Genomic DNA, 16,544 nt, shown 5'->3' with positions numbered 1-16,544 from the left:
TTTTATTTTAAAGGGCTTTAACACCGTTTTTATGGAGTTAAAATCAATTACCAACATTTAACTGAAGTTAAATTTTATTGATTTTGTCATTGGTTAATGTAGTTTATCAAGTAAAAATAGGGCAATATCTTCACTTTGAATGGGCTGAATATTTTTACGATAGTTTATTTATGATGTTGTGGTGCATAAGCTTATTTTTATTTTTTTGTAATGATTTTTTTGATCATATAAATGAAAAGTTGTCTAATTTTATCACTTCAATAAGTCAAATGACCATGGGATGTTTTATTCTACACATTGTGTTTATTGTAAATATAAGAAGTATATATCAATATAATTTACCCTATTTTAATATATTAATTGCTTTTTTTATATTTGTATTATGCATATTAATAACATTTATATTAAAGAAAATTCCACTTGTGAGACATACTGTTAGTATTTAATTGAATTACATAAAATTTTAAAAAGTAGAAAAGTTATAAAGAATAAATCAAATGTATTTAAATTGAGTATTTCACTAAAAGATGACACCGTTTCACTCATTTGATGACGTCATCAAACAAGTAACACTATTCGATTTTTAAAGTGAAATATTCATTTAAATTATACTATTTTATGATATTATTAAATTAAATAAAAGATACTTTAGTGATATAAAATACTAAAGTCTATTAAAGAAGACAATGTTGGTAGTATTATACTGATAACATTGTCTTTTTTAGTGATTTAAAGTAAGCGCTAAATAAAATAGTGGATAAAAATATAGAACTCAACGAACTATAATATAGAATATGGAGACTGCCAAAACTATATTATAGTTTTTATATTCTCTAAAAATTATAAAGAAAGGAAGAGTGACTGTATGAAAATCCAAGAATTAACACAGAATGAAAAATACAAGTTCTGGTATCTAAAAATCAAAGAATATAAAGAAAGTGATCTATCCATTCAAGATTTTTGTAAAAGAAATCATATTAAGGTATCGACTTATTACAAATATCAACAAAAGATTAAAACTATTTTGTGCAATCATATGATTATTTCGCACGTTATGCACCATTAATTCATACACATAGCCACACTTTTGTTATCATAATAGTTTAGATATTGATTATTCTGCTCAAGTTGACCAATCATTCCGATTATGCTGACCAACTATTCCAATATCCCTGATCAACCAACATTGTTCTCAACATTCTGATTATCCGGACCAGCTATTCCGATGAATCTGATCAATAATGAAATCCTGATTATTGTTTAATCAGGATCCTTTTATTTATTATCGACTTCTCATTGATTTATCACCTAGTATCTTTATTGTATGTGATTTTGGTACGATTCTATCAAGTATGGCATCTGATTATTCGCATGTAAAAGCACTGGTAGTCGCAGACATCTGCACCACCTCAATCGCATAAAGTGCACCAGTTATATTTATACACAATTATAGTCAATCATGTCCAAACATGATTGACCTTTTTAAAAAATTATTTTTTGATTCTAAAGTTTTCATTACCCATATACACATCTATTCTATTATGAATGATTCTATCAAGCAATGCCTCTGTTAATGTCGATTTATGCAATTTATCATACCAGTCTCCTGATGGATACTGACTGCAGAAAATTGTTGAACATTTATCATGTCTTACCTCCATAAGCTCAGATATAAACTGTTTTTCTTTATCAGTCATTTCATACATTAACCATTCATCTAATACAAGCAGATCGTATTTTGCGTATTTCTTAACTACTTGTGATAGACTTTTACCCATATTCCTCAGTTCATTATATTTTTCTAATAGCTCAGGCATTCTAATGTAAAATATTTTATATTTTTGTTTTGCCGCTTCATTTGCTAATGCACATGAGAGCCATGTTTTCCCTGTACCACATGGTCCATGAATAATGATGTTGGTTTTTAATGTAATATAATTACATGTAGCCAGTGAGCTAATCAGCTGATGTGTAATGCTTCGATTGTCAGTATAGTGAATATCTCTTAGATCTGCATCTACATAGCGTAATTTAGCCGATTTCTTTAATCTTCTTACCGTTTCGTTATATCTTTGCTGATAAACAAAGTCGATGACCATATTTATTTTTTCATCAAATGTCAAAGTAATATAAGCAGGATTTGTTTCAATCAATTTAATGGCATCTACAACATCTATAATCCCAATTTCTGATGCTTTTCTTACAGTTTCATTATCTATCATTTTGATTTGCCTCCGTAGAACTCTGCACCTCTCAGGTGTCCTGTCGTTTTTCTTTCTTCAGATGCATTTCCTTGTTTTCCTAGTTTATCTTGATTGTTAGATAGAATGGCATTAAGATGTTTATATCTAGGTGATGGATATTTACTTAAAGCTATCTGGCAGGATAATTCAAGTCTTTCATTTGAATATTTATCACTTAGATGTAATACACTCATTGCAGGGTTATAACCCTGTTCCTTAACTTTACATCTTTCAAATATAATCTCTACAACCTTTCTTGTGTAGGGTCCGATTTTGCTCGCCCATTTTTTTATACGCACATCATCCCACTCACTTACTTTCACTGATTCAGGCATATCCTGTTCATAGGTAGAATATTTATTCTTTATATAGGCAGGAAACAGCTTGTGGATGTTGATTCGCTTGTTTTGATAATAAATAGTCAATGTTGTTTCTGACACTTTTAGATCAACGGATTTGCCTACATATTCATAAGGAACTGAATACCAGTTTTTTTGATAGGTGATATGGCAATTGACTTGTACTTTTCTGGAATAAAACCAATGACATACTTCAAAAGGTATTTCAGGAAGTGGTTTAAGTGCCTGCTTTTCAACAGCTTCAAATATTTCTTTTCTGCTTCCATCTCTTTTCTGGAATGGAGTAGTATTAAACTCATCAAGCTTTTCTCTTACTGCTTGATAAAGCTCTTCGAATGAATGAAACTCTACATTTCTTAATGATGCAATAATGGTTGTAGCTATTTTGCCAACGGTACCTTCGACACTCGCTTTCTGCTTAGGTTTTCTGACTTGTGCAGGCATAATAGCTGTCATATAATGATTTCCAAAATCAGAATACATATCTGTGAGAATGATTTCTCCTTCTTTAGGATGACTGACAACACCTGTTTTAAGATTGTCACATACAATTCTAACTGTTGAACCACCGAAGTATTCAAACATATGTTTATTACAGTTAATCCATGTATTCATTTTCATATCCTTGGTAGGTTCCACATAAGAATATTGAGAAAATGGTAAAGTTGCGACAAACAGATAAACTTTAACCAATTCACCAGTAGAAGGAACCATGTAATGCATTGTAGGCCCGGACCAATCAATTTCTGTACGAATCCCGGGTTTGTGTTCAATGTGGTTGGTATAGTTGTGTCTTTCGACATGTTGAGCATAACCTCTACAATATTTTGAGTAACTTACTGGATATTTACCATCCTTAGCACTCAAGCAATATTCTTTCCATAATAGTTTTAAGTTAACACCAGGCTTAGACAATTCTTTATGAACATAGTCATAATCCACTGCTAAATAAATGTTTTCAGATTCGTACATTTCAGGGAAAAATAATTTACCCAGCTCATCATCTGAGTACTGATCAATAGTACTGACATCAAATTGAAGCACCTCCATTCTATGTTTTGTTTTGGATGAGGTATGTTTACTAATATGATATTGTTTGGATATCGTATTGAGGGATATGCCTCGATCAATCAATTGTAAACATAGTCTCAAATTGAATTTTACAGCCATAATAAAAGCTCCTTTCATATAATATTAGAGACAAAGTCTCCAACATTATAATAATATAAAAAAGACCACCTATAATATAAAAGGTGGTGCAGTTGCGTATATTCAATAATATCATCTCAGTGGTGTAGTTGTTGAAATTGGTGGTGCACTTTATGCTATTGATGGTGCAGTTCATTGCAAATAATCAGCATCAGCTAATGCACCACCTCCTAGCTTGCTATGCCATCCTCCTACATCAAATTGTGAACATAATATTGTTGAATGTATTCTATATCTTTTCTCTAATACTTCCAATATATCTTGCTGTTCAATGTTGCTTGTATTAACTAACAGCCACTCATCAAGAATAAGAAGATCGCATTTTTCATATTGTTTGATTTTATTTTTATATGTTCCTTGTATTCTTGACAGCTCTAATTCGGACAACAAATCTGGCAGTCGAATATATTTGACTTTCAGTCCACTATTACATGCTTCAACCCCAAGTGCACATCCAATATACGATTTCCCAGCTCCAGTTGCTCCTATTATTAAAACATTTTCGTGTTTCTTTATATATTCATTTGTTGCCAGGCTTAATATCTGCTCTTTATCAAGATGTCTGTCTGCATAATATTTGATCTGCGTTATGGATGCTTTGGATTCCGCAAAATGTGCATTATTGATCAGTCTTTCTATCTTATGTATACGCTGACTGTCAACTTCGGCATCAACCAATAATTCCAGTCTTTGATCAAACGTCAATTGTCGTATATCTTCCATCTCTTCCTGTTCCAGATATGTTTTTGCCATGCCAGGCAGTCTTAAAGCGACTATTTTTTCATATGTATCTCTATTCATTTGTGTTTCCTCCATAATATGATGAACCTCTGACAAATGCAAAGTCATCATTGTTTTCATCTTCTTGGTTGACCTGTCTTGTATCTTGATTATATTGAATAATTAATTTAATATTTTTATAGCGGGGCAATGATAAATGCTTTAGCGCTTTTTCACATGCTTCTTCTAGCTGTCTGGGTGAATATGAGTCTGCCAACTTCAATATTGATCGACAGCCATTATAAGCCTGCTGCTCCGCTCTATAATAATTCAATAAACCATCAACGACCTTATAGGTATTGACCCCAATGGATTGAGCCCATCTTCTGAAGCGATCACCATCCCATTCACCAGCCTTTTGATGGTTGGGTGGCATATGATCCGTGTTGGTTGAATATTGTCCTGGGTGACCATATAAACGTTTATGTGAACATATTCTATGATGCTTATAATAGACTTCCACTAGATTTCTGGTTAATCTAATATCAACCTTTTGCTTGATATATTCATATGGCACAGAATAGTACATTTTATCAATGGAAATGTGATAATGATATTGCACTGTTGCTTTTTTCCATGTGGCATATTCATAAGGCTCTTTTGGCAATGGTCTGAGGAATGGTTTTTCTTCATTTATAAATACTTCAGCTCTACTCCCCTGGCGCTTTTGAAAAGGTCTGTTATTGAAATCATCTAAGCATTTCTTGATTTTTTCATTTGCTTCGCTGATGGAATGAAATTCCTCCTTTCTGAGTCTTGCAATAATATGAGTCGTAATCTTTCCAACTGTTCCTTCTACACTTGGCTTGGATTTTGGGCTCTTGATAGGAGTAGGTACAATAGCGATATTGTAGTAATCTCCCATTTCCTGATATGCAGGATTTAATATGACATCTCCATGTTTAGGATGTTTGATGACTCCTGTTTTTAAATTATCAGGATAGATGATAGGTGTTGTCCCACCAAAGAAATTGAACATGTTGACATGTGCAGTTATCCAGTTTTCCTGTTTCATGTCACTCATCAGTTCAGCATATGAATACTGACTGTAGGGTAATGTACCAACAAATAGATATCCCTTTGTCACTTCACCTGTTAATTCATTGACAATAGGGATGGTTGTTCCACACCAGTCTTATGCAAAGAAAAAAGTTATGAGAAGTTTATATAAAATATATTCATATAATCAATGAATTTCTATTTTTTACTTCTCATAACTTTTAATTTATATGGAATTTTTTAACCATTCTAATAAATTTTCTTTTTCCTCTTCATCATAATCATCTTTTATTTCTATTCTAGCTGCATTTTCTAAGATTTGTTTTCTTTTTATTTCTGGATTTGCTTTGCTATAAATTTCTGTAACAGTTACAGATGAATGACCTAATAGATCTCTTATATAAATTAAATTGACACCATTTTCTAATAAATGCATGGCTCTACTATGTCTTATACAATGTGGTGAAATTGTACTTGGATATAATAATTTATTTTTCTCTTTAGCGCTATTAAAATGTTTTTGAAGAATGTAATTTACACCTTCTCTTGTTAATTTATTGCGTCTAGCGTTAAAGAATAGGAAATCTTCATCTGATACATTATATTTTTTTATATACTTATTCAATACTTTAATAACTGAATAATCAAGAGGAACAGATCTAATTTTTCTTCCTTTACCTTGAAGAACGACAGTGTATGGCTTTTCAAGATGTAGATCTCTTTTTCTCACATTGATTAATTCAGATACACGAGCACCACTTTCATATAAAAGTACTACAATACATAAGTCTCGTAGATCTTTAAAATTATTTTTATTGAATCCGCTTATAAAATCAATATACGCATCTATAGAGAGATAGTTCATTGTTCTTGTGGTACATTTCTTTTTTTGAATATTCAAAATAGAAGAACATATTGCCAAGTACTCTGGATCTATATAACTGACATATCTAAAAAATGATTTTATTGCTGCCAATCTATTGTTTCGGGTTGAAATTGATACACCTTTAACTTCTTCAAGCCAGTTTAAAAATTCATTAATCATTTCGTAACTGAAATCATTGATCTTTATCTTATAAGCTTTTATGGATCTGTTTGATTCCATAAATTCAAGCAATAATACAAATGCATCCCTATATGTTTTTATTGTATTCTCACTTGCCTTCTTTTGGTTTACAAGATATTTAAGAAAATAATCACTTAATAATTTAGAAAAATTATTCATCTAAATCACCTAGTCCTTTTTCATATATATAATGTCCTTGATCAATGACTTCATCATAATGTTGTATTGTTAATCGTAAATAAATTTCTGTATTTGTAACACTTGTGTGTCCAAGATAAACGCTTAAATATGGTAATACACAATATGAATCTAGTCTATCTTTTATCATTTGGTCTAAAGAATTACAGGCGAATGTATGTCTAAAAGAGTGAATACAAGCACCTCTAGTATGTCCTTTTTGAGGAGTAGAAGAAATATTAGCTTTTCTTAATATTGTTTTCCTGAAAAATTCACCGATAGTATTATTTGCTTTTCTTCCACCATAGCGAGATTCAAAAAAATAAGTATCAGTTTTTTTATTGTTTTTAGCTTTGTATTCTTTTAGCCATTCAGCTAAAGAATCCTTAAATGGTACAAGACGACTAACATTGCCTTTTCCTGTGTGAACAGTGATTATATTATTATCTAAATCAACATCATCAATCTTAAGACTCAAAGCTTCTCCTAATCTTAATCCAGTAGTATAAAGCAATCTAAAAAATGTTTGATAGAATAGTTTTAATTCTTTATGGTGTTTAAATTCTAGTTCATCAATTACTTTAAAAATTCTAATAATTTCATTATCAGAGAAAACATACGGAATATAATCTCTAGGATTTTTTACTTGATGTTCTTCTAGCACATAGATATTTTCATATCCTTGATTTTTAAGAAATTTAGAAAACTGTCTGACCATACATTCATATTTGAATAAAGTACTTTGTGATTTTCCAATTAGTGATTCCATATATGCTGTAACCATTTCTTCAGTAATCTTTATTTCTTTTAAATTTAATGAATCGAGATATCTATTATAGTCAAGCAATTCATATATATTCTTTTTATAAAGAGATTTATAATATCCTTGAGATTGCTTATATTCAATATAGTTTTCAAACTCATCTCCAAATATTCCGATAAAACAGATATTTGATTTATTCATAGATAGGTACCTCCAAACTCATACGTCTAAGCCCCTCAATATCCACAGAAATATATTTTTCAGTAGTATTGATATTTGTATGACCTAATATTTCTTTGATAACTGGTAATGGTGTATTATTTTTTAACATATTTGTCGCAAGACTATGCCGTAAAGAATGGGCACCTGCCTTTTTTTTGCTTATATCGACGTCGGCTTTTATGAACGCATTTCTAACGATACTGGTTAATATTTTTGCATCCTTAAAAGGAAGATTATTTACTGAATTGATAAATACATACTCACTTTTGATATTAGGACGATGATTTTTGAGATAATCTATCAATAAAAATTTTATTTGATTGGTAATAGGTATATCAATTATGACACCTGTCTTTCTTTGAATTTTACTGATTATATTTTTATCCCATTTGATTTCTGAAAATGTTAGAAAAACTATATCGCTAGCTCTTAATCCGGTATAGGCAGCAATAGTAACCATACATTTATTTCTAATCCCGCATTTGCAGGAAGTATCAATAGAATCTATCATTTTTCTAATTTGATCTTCAAAATAGTACGATAAAATATTATCTCTCTTATTAGTAACAATTATAGGATACAATTTATACCCATCAAATTTAGCTAATCTTTCCTCTTTCATATAGTTAAAAAATTCTCTTAAAACAAATTGTGCATGACTTTTAGTTTGAGATCTCCAAGATTTAGTGAGAAGAAAATCATATACCATCATTTTAGTAACATCATATAAGTCTTCAATATCAATCGATTCTAGATATTCAAATAAAAATCTTAAAATACGAACCTTTCTTATTATGGTAACTTGTTTGATCTCCGAACTTTGATAATCAATAAAAATATTAATGTACTTAGTTGAATCAATCATTTTTTATACCTCCTTAACTCTAAGTACATTAATTATAAAAGTTATGAGAAGTAAAAAATAGAAATTCATTGATTATATGAATATATTTTATATAAACTTCTCATAACTTTTTTCTTTGCATAAGACTGGTTATGAGAATCTTTGCATAACCAATCAACTTCTATAGTGCTACCGGGTTTATGAGTAAGATGATTGGTTACATTTGATAACTGAACATAGTTAGAGTATCCTTTACAGAATTTTGTGTAACCACAAGGAATAGTTCCTCTAGAAATACATTGATTACGATATTCATTCCAAAGAAGCTTAAGATTGACTCCTGTTTTCTTAAGTTCTGAATGAATATAATCGTAATCGACTTCTTCAAAAACAGAAGTCTTAGGAACAGGTGGGAATAACATTTCATAGATTTTATCTTCATCAAAATCTTTTACATTATTCCAAGAAATAGAATGAACATCAGCAGCTTTATAAATAGCTGAGATGGTATGTCTTGATACATGCATTAAGCTCTCAATTTTACGCATTGAAATACCTGCTGCACGTAATTCAAGAATAGGTTTGACAGAAACTTTTTTAGGCATAATAAAAGCCCTCCTTTCGCTATAATGATGAGAGGCTGTCACTCTCAATATCATGATAACAAAAGTGGGGCTGATCATGTGCATTAATGGTGCTTTACATGTGAATTGAATATTATAAAGTGGTGCTTAAACTGTGTATCGGTGGTGCATAACGCGTGAAATAATCAAGAAATTGAAGTTTGTTTTACAACTTCTGGCTTATACAAATGCTCTTGATACTTTTGAAAGAGAGACAATTATTGATTATTTAAAGCAAACACATATGATTTGGCGAGAATTGGCAGTGGATTATCTTAAGAAAAATAATATGAAGAAAGCCTATTTTGCATATGTCGTTTCGAAACATGCAGTGGATTGTCAAAATGAATATAGACCTATTTTACATACACTGATCCTTTATTTAAAGGACTCAACAATCTATTGTCATGAAAATGTATTGAAGGCATTATGTAAATTAGGAAATATTCAATCAATTGAAAATGCTTTATCTATATTTAATAGTGAACAATGGTTTCATCATAGAAAATTAATTGCTGATAATTTAATTCATTTTCAAGGTGATAAAAATGAATTGATGAAAGTTTTATGGAATCATATCAATGATTGGAATGATAATATGATGTCAGCAATAGTTGAATTTATATCTCGTTGTCATGGGGCTTATGAAGTTGAATTCTTACAATATCTTCAGACATCTACAACACCTTTAGAAGTGAGATTAGCCATTATACGTTACTTTCATACCTGTACTTATGAACCAGTAAGGAATGTACTCTATTCATTTTTAGATAAGGATATGAAGGAAGATGAAAAGTTGACTATTGTAGCGGCTTTTGCCTTAGATCGTTATCCTGGTGAAAAGACAGTAACACTCTTAAAAAATGCTTTACATCATCATAATTGGTATGTTCGTTATAATGCAGCAAGCTCACTCAAAAATTTAAATGTTCCTTATGAGGAATTAGAAGATATTTTAAACGGTCAAGATAATTATGCCAGGGATATCTTAACATATATTTATTCTAGACAGGAGGATATATGAAAACATTTGAATTATTTTTAAATACTATCAATACTTTCTTTATTATATATTTATTAATATATTCAACTTATTTGTTTATTTCTGTATTGGTAGGAGCTATACAGCTTTATAAAAAAGAACAGATGGTATTCATAAAAAACGAGTTACAACATGACTATTATGTACCAGTATCTATTCTAGTACCGGCATATAATGAGGAAGTGACAATTGTTGATAGTATTAACTCTTTAGTTGATTTAGATTATCGTCTATATGAAATTATTATTATTGATGATGGTTCAAAAGATCGTACTATTGAAAATCTTATTCAAGCTTTTCAGTTTGTAAAAATTGATCGGCCAATTCGCATGTCTTTACCTTGTGCACCGTTGAGATGTGTCTATGAGGCAAAAGTAAAGGGTGTATCTATTACACTTATAAGTAAAGAAAATGGAGGAAAAGGTGATTCTTTGAATATGGGAATCAATGTTTCTAAATTTCCTTATTTTATATGTGTAGATGCAGATTCTATGTTACAGAAGGATTCTTTAGAAAAAATTGTTCAACCTGTTATGAAAGAAGAGGATATTGTAGCTGTAGGTGGATTAATAAAAATTGCACAGGGAGTTAAGATTGAAAAAGGTATTGTTAAAAGTTATCATTTACCATCTAATCCAATTGTATGTATGCAGATTGTTGAATATGATCGTTCTTTTTTATCATCAAGAATATTTACGGATTTATTCAATGGAAACCTCATTATTTCTGGCGCATTTGGCTTGTTTAAAAAAGATATTGTTATAGCTTGTGGCGGATATGATTCTCATACTTTGGGAGAAGATATGGAATTAGTTGTAAAATTACATGTATTTTGCAGAAATAATATGATAAAATATAAAATAAGATATGAACCCAATGCTATCTGTTGGTCACAAGCTCCTGAATCATTAAAAGATTTAGCAAACCAGCGTCGAAGATGGCATCTAGGGTTGTTTCAGTCTATGTTAAAACATTATAAAATATTTTGCAATTTTAGATTTGGTTTTGTAAGCATTGTATCATATATGTATTATTTATTTTATGAGCTTTTATCACCATTTATAGAAGTAGCAGGTATCATAACAATTGTATTATCATGTATGTTTGGATTTATCAATATTCCATTTATGATAGTTTTTTTTCTGTGTTATTCTATATATGGAATGATTTTAACTATGACTGCTTTTTTTCAGAGAATTTATACAATTCATTTTAGAATTTCTATTATAGATATCATAAAAGCAATATTAAGTTGTTTTTTTGAATTTGTTTTCTTTAGATATGTATTATCCTTTGTACGTTTGACTGCATTTTTTAGCTATCATCAGAAAAAGCATGATTGGGGAACAATACAAAGATTTCGACATCATTCATGATAGTGGAAAAAGAAAGATAGTCAAAATAGATAACAACACATAAAAACGGATAATCTTAATAACTATTAATAGGAAAAAGGGAGGAAAGGTTTATGCGAAAAAAATATAGAAAGATTATATCTACTGTTTTAACGTTGATTTTGATGATTTCTATTGTTGATGTTTCGGTTATGGCAACTAGTGAAAATGACATGAATTCAAATCAAAAGGTAGAAGAGGTACTATCTTCACAAGAAGAATCAAATTTAAATAATTATTTAAATGATATTGAAATTTTTAAAGATGGAGAACAATTAGAAGGCAAACCTGAATTGAATCATGGAAGTGTTTATACGTTGAAACTAAAGTTTTCGGAGGAGGAAACAAAACAGATTGCATTAGGTGGGTCTGTGATTTATGAGGTTCCAGACGCTTTTCAATTAAAAGACCAATCATCTCAAATGGAAATTAGAGCAAATATCAATAATGAAGATGTTGTTATTGTTTATAATCTTCAAATGCAGTCTCAGACGAACCAAGTTATAATGACGCCCTTACCAAATCAAGAAGATGAATTAGAAAAATTATCATATGCAGCTAATGCACAATTCAATTTTGATTGTGATGTTGTTTGGATTGGAAATGAAGGGGATAATTCAATAAATTTTGGAAATGATCATATTATTGATATTATTGGTACAACTGATCATGACATTAATATTCAAAAATCTGCTCAATATGATAAAGAAAAAGGTATTATTAATTATAAAATTAATATGACATCATATGGGAATAATATGAATATTAAGGTTGATGATGTGTTCACAGGAACAGCTGTTATTTTTAATAAAGATGTTCAATTGAATTCATCAATAGGAACTGATTTAAGTAATATACTTCCAACTTATAATGACACAGGATTCAGTTTAACTATTCCTGAAATGAAAGATCAAGAAGTCATTGAGATTCAGTATAGTGCTAAAGTCAATTATGAGAATATCAAAGATGGATATATAGATATAGATGATACTCAAAACAGTGTTAAAGTCACTTCTGATGAAAATGAAGAGAAAAACAGTTCAGCTGGTATTAATCATGAGTCTGCATATACATATGCAAAAAAAGGTACAGAATTTAAAGGGGAAGATTTAAAACCAACAGACGATAACCAATATTATATTATAGAATGGACAATTGATGTTAATCCAGATTTTAAGAATATTGGAGATATAGAGGTTAAAGATATTTTATTAAACACTGATATTCAAAAGTATGATCAAAATAGTTTTGTTATTACGAGATATACTTCAGATAATCAATCTTATCAAGTCAATCAAGATGTCCAATTTGATGATCAGGATACTTCATGGAATATTGTTTTGCCATCTGTTTATGAAGGTAATCCTGTCAAATATACAATTCAATATAAGACACTTATTGATAAAACAGTTATTGATAATTCATATATAGATACGGTAGTTCAAAACAAATTGGATACAAATGGAGATAAAGATGATGGAACGATAAGTGTAACTTTACCAGCTCAAAAAGAGTTTACAGTTAGTAAAAAGTATGAAAATGCGCAATTAGAAAACCATACTGTAGATTGGGTCATTGAAACAACAATTCCAAAAGAAGGCTATCAAACTTTGACTGTAACAGACAATTTGCCTCAGATATGGAAAGATAATGTTCATTATATACCAGCTGTTAAAGAAACGGATATTATAGTATTATTAGAAGATAAAACTTTATTACAAAATCAGGATTATAGAATACAATGGAATGGTGATAAATCACAATTTATTTTGATTTTTGATCAAGGTATATCTGCAGGTGAAAATGAACGTGTTTTAACAATACGATATACCACTGATTATGGAAACTGGCCTGATGGACAAATGCAAATAAATACAGCCATTGTTAAGGCTAACGGGAAAGAAAATAGTGCCAGTGCGGAGTTTACACCAATAAATAAAAGTATTGAAAAGAATATACAAGATTCTCAAACATTGAGTCCAAGTAAACAATATGTCTATTATCAAGTAGGTATTTCAGGAATAACTGATAATGACTTGGATGAGAATGGATATGTCACAGTGACTGATACTTTTAATGGAGATATATTAAAATACGATCCTAATATATGGGATACAAATTATTTAAATGTCTATTATACAAACAATCCAGGATTTTGGGGTGGTCAAAGTTCTGGTGAGCATAGATATCAAGTGACAGATCATGGTGATGGGACAATATCATTTAAATTTAAACCATTTCAAGATCAAGGAAAATATTATGCGCGATATTATTTCTCGTATCGATTAAGTATCAAAGATGATGCGGCATTAAATCAATTGATAGAGGAAGCTGCGAAACAGGGAACAACACAATTGATAAGTGATTTATTGAAAAATACTGCCTCGTTTGCTGGAATGGAATCTAGTTGTACTGTTCCTTTTCAAAGCAATCAACTCAATAAAACGTTAATAACAGGAGCTTCTTCTCAAAATCAATATACAGCAACATGGAAAATCATAGTGAATGAGAGAGCTTTGCGATTAAATAACGGTCATTCCATGACAATTACTGATACTTTTACAGCTGAAGATGATCATAATAATTTAGGTATGAATTATGTTTATGGAAGTATGAAAGTTAAATATAATGGTATTGAACAAAATATTGAAGATATTGATTATTCCATTACTGACAATGGAAATTTAGAATGGGTTATACCAGATGAAACAAAAGTTGAAATTGAGTATCAGACACGTCTATCTACGACAGTTGAACTTGAAGATGGTCAAAGCTATTCTTATTCTAATCATGCTTCGTTATCAGGAAATATAGGTGATTCTACATCATCTGGATCTATTGTTTTTGATATATCCGGAACTGGAAGCGCTTCATCTGTATCATTTGAAATTGTTAAACAAGATGTTGAGGATTTGACAAAAGGGTTAAAAGGAGCAGTTTTTGAGATATATACAATGAATCAAGATGGAAAGCTTGTGCCTATACAAACAGTTGATGGAGATCCTGTGATTCCAACATACACGACTGATGATAATGGAATTGCAACAGTGACTTCTAATCAGGAACAAAATGGATGGTCTTTATGGACACATCGTGTATATTATATTGTAGAAAAAGTTGCACCAGAAGGTTATGATTTAACTTATCCATATGATAAAGAGAATTTACAACCTATTGCAAAAATTTGGATTAATGAATTTGGTAATTATGAAATCTCAGGAAGTGGAGAAGTTGGAAAACCTGATGATGCTTTAGAGGTTAATACTGGAGGACAAGTATTTATAGTCAATGGTCAAGTTGTTGTTCCAGTTAAAAAAGTGGTAAATGGTGGTACATGGGGAAATACTGATCAATATATTATAAAGATTGAAACAGACAATCCAAATGCACCATTACCAAAAGATACAGAGATAGTTTTAACTCAAGATAGACAAGAAGATCAGTTTATTTTAAGTGGTTTTACACAACCAAATCAGACATATGAATATATAATAACTGAACAAAAAGGGAATAAAGACAATGTAAAATATTCTGAAGCTCTATATCGTTTAACGGTAAAAACACAGATAGTAAATGAAAAGTTAAGTGTTGAGACATCTTTATTTAAAATAAAAGATGATAATGGAACAGGAGTAGACTATCGTGTAGATGATGCAACATTTATTAACTCTATAATTAATAATGGAACAGGTAGTTTAACAATTTCAAAAACAGTTGAAGGAATAGTAACTAACCAATCATTTGACTTTGAAATACAATTAAGTTCACCTCTAACTGGAAAATATGGTGATTTAGAATTTAATAATGGAAAAGCATATGCATCATTAAAAGATGGTGAAATCATAACTATTAGTGGTTTACCAGCAGGCATTCAATATAATGTCATTGAACTAGATGCAAATAGTGGGAATTATTTAACATCTTCTGAAAATGCTGAGGGAATTATAACAGCAGATGTAACCAAAGCATGCCAATTCAAAAATACCTATTATAAAATAAATATTCCTATCTCAAAGCAGTGGCTTGACGATAATGACAATGATGGCAAGAGACCAGAGAGCATAACGGTCAAACTGCTAAAGGATGGCAAGGAAACAGGCCAGACACTCGTGCTGAATGAAGGCAATCAGTGGCAGGGACAGTTTACAGACCTTGCGAAATATGAAGATGGAAAGAAGATTGACTACACGATTGCAGAAGCGAAAGTAGAAGGCTACACAAGCCAGATTACAGGAAGCATGGAAGAAGGATTCGTGATAGCGAACAGTCATGAAAAGGAACAGGTCAGCATCTCTGGAACAAAGACATGGAATGACAATGACAACAGTGATGGAAAGAGACCAGAAAGCATAACGGTCAATCTCTATGCCAATGGAAGACTCATCGAGAGCAGAGAAGTGAGTGCAAAGGATGGATGGAAATGGACATTCAGAGATCTCGACAGATACCAGGATGGCCAGGACATCACATATACAATCACAGAAAATGCAGTAGAGGGATATCAGAGCATCATAGATGGATATGATATAGAGAACATCTATACACCAGAACATATATCGATTACAGTCATGAAGCAGTGGCTTGACGATAATGACAATGATGGCATGAGACCAGAGAGCATAACAGTCAGACTGCTGAGGGATGGCAAGGAAACAGGCCAGACACTCGTGCTGAATGAAGGCAATCAGTGGCAGGGACAGTTTACAGACCTTGCGAAATATGAAGATGGAAAGAAGATTGACTACACGATTGCAGAAGCGAAAGTAGAAGGCTACACAAGCCAGATTACAGGAAGCATGGAAGAAGGATTCGTGATAGCGAAC

The 16,544-nt window shown here is 30.8% G+C and carries 11 protein-coding genes; 3 read left to right on the top strand and 8 right to left on the bottom strand.

Features of this window, described 5'->3' with window-relative positions; genetic code table 11:
- Window positions 1-1,490: 1,490 nt before the first annotated feature.
- The 8 genes from ACESR5_RS09260 to ACESR5_RS09225 all read right to left on the bottom strand — a co-directional run bounded on the left by ACESR5_RS09260 (window position 1,491) and on the right by ACESR5_RS09225 (window position 9,267).
- A complete protein-coding gene (locus tag ACESR5_RS09260) occupies window positions 1,491-2,222 on the bottom strand; it encodes an ATP-binding protein (protein ID WP_087243929.1) in 732 nt (243 codons plus the stop codon).
- A complete protein-coding gene (gene istA, locus ACESR5_RS09255; RefSeq protein WP_211962198.1) occupies window positions 2,219-3,772 on the bottom strand; it encodes an IS21 family transposase in 1,554 nt (517 codons plus the stop codon). The genes ACESR5_RS09260 and istA overlap by 4 nt, the downstream gene beginning before the upstream one ends.
- 171 nt (window positions 3,773-3,943) lie before the next feature.
- Entirely contained in the window at window positions 3,944-4,612 is a 669-nt protein-coding gene (locus tag ACESR5_RS09250; protein WP_373155222.1) for an ATP-binding protein, read from the bottom strand.
- Window positions 4,605-5,678, bottom strand: a complete 1,074-nt coding sequence (locus ACESR5_RS09245) for a transposase (protein WP_373155220.1) — start codon at window positions 5,676-5,678, stop codon at window positions 4,605-4,607. The genes ACESR5_RS09250 and ACESR5_RS09245 overlap by 8 nt, the downstream gene beginning before the upstream one ends.
- A gap of 138 nt (window positions 5,679-5,816) precedes the next feature.
- Window positions 5,817-6,815, bottom strand: coding sequence for a tyrosine-type recombinase/integrase (locus tag ACESR5_RS09240; protein WP_373155219.1), 999 nt, complete (start codon window positions 6,813-6,815; stop codon window positions 5,817-5,819).
- Entirely contained in the window at window positions 6,808-7,797 is a 990-nt protein-coding gene (locus tag ACESR5_RS09235; protein WP_373155218.1) for a tyrosine-type recombinase/integrase, read from the bottom strand. The genes ACESR5_RS09240 and ACESR5_RS09235 overlap by 8 nt, the downstream gene beginning before the upstream one ends.
- Entirely contained in the window at window positions 7,790-8,683 is an 894-nt protein-coding gene (locus ACESR5_RS09230) for a tyrosine-type recombinase/integrase (RefSeq protein WP_373155216.1), read from the bottom strand. Before ACESR5_RS09230 ends, ACESR5_RS09235 begins: the two co-directional genes overlap by 8 nt.
- Window positions 8,684-8,748: 65 nt before the next feature.
- Window positions 8,749-9,267, bottom strand: a complete 519-nt coding sequence (locus ACESR5_RS09225) for a hypothetical protein (RefSeq protein WP_373155215.1) — start codon at window positions 9,265-9,267, stop codon at window positions 8,749-8,751.
- A gap of 133 nt (window positions 9,268-9,400) precedes the next feature.
- On the opposite strand from ACESR5_RS09225, the gene ACESR5_RS09220 reads away from it, so the two are divergent.
- The 3 genes from ACESR5_RS09220 to ACESR5_RS09210 form a co-directional block, all read left to right on the top strand.
- Complete coding sequence (locus tag ACESR5_RS09220) at window positions 9,401-10,309, top strand: HEAT repeat domain-containing protein (RefSeq protein ID WP_373155213.1); 909 nt, start codon at window positions 9,401-9,403, stop codon at window positions 10,307-10,309.
- Window positions 10,306-11,703 carry a glycosyltransferase gene (locus ACESR5_RS09215; RefSeq protein ID WP_373155211.1) on the top strand — a complete coding sequence of 466 codons (1,398 nt, stop codon included), beginning with the start codon at window positions 10,306-10,308 and terminating at the stop codon, window positions 11,701-11,703. Before ACESR5_RS09220 ends, ACESR5_RS09215 begins: the two co-directional genes overlap by 4 nt.
- A 92-nt stretch (window positions 11,704-11,795) precedes the next feature.
- The coding region (locus ACESR5_RS09210; RefSeq protein ID WP_373155209.1) for a Cna B-type domain-containing protein at window positions 11,796-16,544 on the top strand (4,749 nt) is incomplete at its 3' end.

This window comes from Clostridium sp. AUH-JLR23 (assembly GCF_964238065.1).
Lineage (GTDB): Bacteria > Bacillota_I > Bacilli_A > Erysipelotrichales > Coprobacillaceae > Allocoprobacillus > Allocoprobacillus merdigallinarum.
Note: the sequence above shows the minus strand (reverse complement) of the source record. Positions and strands in the feature narration are given on the sequence as shown.

Coding starts and splice junctions, on each gene's coding strand:
- ACESR5_RS09235 (WP_373155218.1), bottom strand. CDS start 7,797: ATGAATAAATCAAATATCTGTTTTATCGGAATATTTGGAGATGAGTTT.
- ACESR5_RS09225 (WP_373155215.1), bottom strand. CDS start 9,267: ATGCCTAAAAAAGTTTCTGTCAAACCTATTCTTGAATTACGTGCAGCA.
- ACESR5_RS09230 (WP_373155216.1), bottom strand. CDS start 8,683: ATGATTGATTCAACTAAGTACATTAATATTTTTATTGATTATCAAAGT.
- ACESR5_RS09250 (WP_373155222.1), bottom strand. CDS start 4,612: ATGAATAGAGATACATATGAAAAAATAGTCGCTTTAAGACTGCCTGGC.
- ACESR5_RS09215 (WP_373155211.1), top strand. CDS start 10,306: ATGAAAACATTTGAATTATTTTTAAATACTATCAATACTTTCTTTATT.
- istA (WP_211962198.1), bottom strand. CDS start 3,772: ATGGCTGTAAAATTCAATTTGAGACTATGTTTACAATTGATTGATCGA.
- ACESR5_RS09260 (WP_087243929.1), bottom strand. CDS start 2,222: ATGATAGATAATGAAACTGTAAGAAAAGCATCAGAAATTGGGATTATA.
- ACESR5_RS09240 (WP_373155219.1), bottom strand. CDS start 6,815: ATGAATAATTTTTCTAAATTATTAAGTGATTATTTTCTTAAATATCTT.